The sequence below is a fragment of the Clostridium tepidiprofundi DSM 19306 genome, assembly GCF_001594005.1.
Classification (GTDB): domain Bacteria; phylum Bacillota; class Clostridia; order Clostridiales; family Clostridiaceae; genus Clostridium_AC; species Clostridium_AC tepidiprofundi.
Genome location: NZ_LTBA01000112.1, coordinates 1 through 1,740, shown reverse-complemented (window position 1 = coordinate 1,740; position 1,740 = coordinate 1). Strand labels below are relative to the sequence as shown.

The 1,740-nt window shown below is 24.3% G+C and carries 2 protein-coding genes and 2 pseudogenes; all 4 read right to left on the bottom strand.

The features are described 5' to 3' along the window. A pseudogene (locus CLTEP_RS13905) lies at nucleotides 1-442 on the bottom strand (transposase); the annotation flags it as partial. Between the two features lie 151 nt (nucleotides 443-593). Further along, entirely contained in the window at nucleotides 594-788 is a 195-nt protein-coding gene (locus CLTEP_RS13900; protein WP_066827664.1) for a hypothetical protein, read from the bottom strand. Between the two features lie 133 nt (nucleotides 789-921). Next, complete coding sequence (locus tag CLTEP_RS13895) at nucleotides 922-1,119, bottom strand: hypothetical protein (RefSeq protein WP_066827660.1); 198 nt, start codon at nucleotides 1,117-1,119, stop codon at nucleotides 922-924. A gap of 423 nt (nucleotides 1,120-1,542) precedes the next feature. Beyond that, nucleotides 1,543-1,740: pseudogene (locus CLTEP_RS15005) on the bottom strand (IS701 family transposase); the annotation flags it as partial.

The window sequence follows — 1,740 nt, the reverse complement described above, 5'->3', positions numbered from 1 at the left end:
TTTTATCAACTCTTGTAAGACATTTATCACAACATTTTTTTGTGCTTTCAAATAGCTCTACACCATCTATTGCAACAACCTTTAACCCATCTATAGTACCACCTCTAAAAACCTTATTTTTTATAGTAGTTTTAATTATATGATTATGAATTTCTTTTAATCCATCTAAATCAAAACCACTGAAACATCGCCTAACAGCGTCAATGCGTGGAGTTCTAGTTTTTTTAGGTAACACTTTTTTAAATTTACCTTTTTCAAGCCAATGGTCTAATCTATTGAAACTTCTTATTTGAAGCATAAATCCAAATAAAACAATAAAAGCAATTGTTGAAATTTTTACTTCTGATTTTACTCTTTTATCTTTTAAGGTATTGATTTTTTCACCTATATGGTATACCTTATTAGTATAGGTGAGTAATTGTTTCAAATAACTTTTGCTCATTTTATCAGCATCCTTTTTGTGTGAATTTCTAAACAAAACTATTATAAAAAGGATGCTTTTATTTTGCAACTTTTTTCTCTATAATTTCCAGTAAAAATCGGAAAATCTCATATTTCCACTGATTATTCTTAAATTCTTATAAATCAACGGGCTACCGACCTGAAAAATTTTTAAGTGCTAAACTTCTGGCAACAGGATACACTTTTTTAGCAATATCATAATATAATTCTATATATTTTTGTTTTGTTTGTTCAAATTTTTTTATCCTTTCTTGCATACTGTACACATTGTAAGATATTAGTATAATAGCTGATAATGCAATGAAAATCCCTATTATTTTTTTCATAAATTCCTTGCCCCCTTGAATACCACATTTATGTAGACTACTGCATATATATCAATATACAGTAGTATTATACTATAAAATAATCAAAATGTATTGAATGTCAAGTTATTCTATTATTTGTATTCAACTGTATTCAACGAAAATATCCTCTAACATAATCAAAGTCTCTTTCTAGAATTACATCATATTTTTTACCATTATTTAAAATTCCTTTGACATTAAAAGAATTATCATTAATCCACGTTATTGAATTTATTTTACTTTTATAGTTTCCTATAAGTGAATTGCAAACAGGTATTTCTTCTAAATATGTAAAATCTATAACAGACAAATGATTTTTTTCTACAAATGCATCTTTTTCATATGGATATATAGAAAAAATAATACATACAATATCATTTTTAGGTGATAATACAACTGATCTATATAAACAAGAAAAAGCTATATTGTTTGATTTGATTACTTTTTTATTTAGTAAATCATATTTTATTATACAAAAATCACATAATTTTACACCACAATCATAGTTTAATATTATATAAGCATATTCATTGTCTACATATATGACATTAGGATCTATTCTATCAATTTGAAATTTTTCAAGTTCTTCTGGTAATTCTTTAAAAGCATCTTTAATCTCAGGTACTTCATTAATATTAATAGTATATATTTTTTTATTAATTTTAACTTCTTTTATATCTATAAATGAGAAAATTTAAATACAAATTTTTACAGTAGATATTTACACTACGCCTTATGCTACTTTCATGGTTTTAAAAACAGTTTCAATAGGAATATTATTTTTAGCACATTCATAAATCCATAGAATATTACCTTTTTTGACTTCATTTCTGCAAATTAATAATCCTTTACTAAAAGAATTATTAGCATTTTCAAGAGTTGAGCAGTAAATATAAGTTAAAGATATTAATACCAATAGTCTATCAATAGA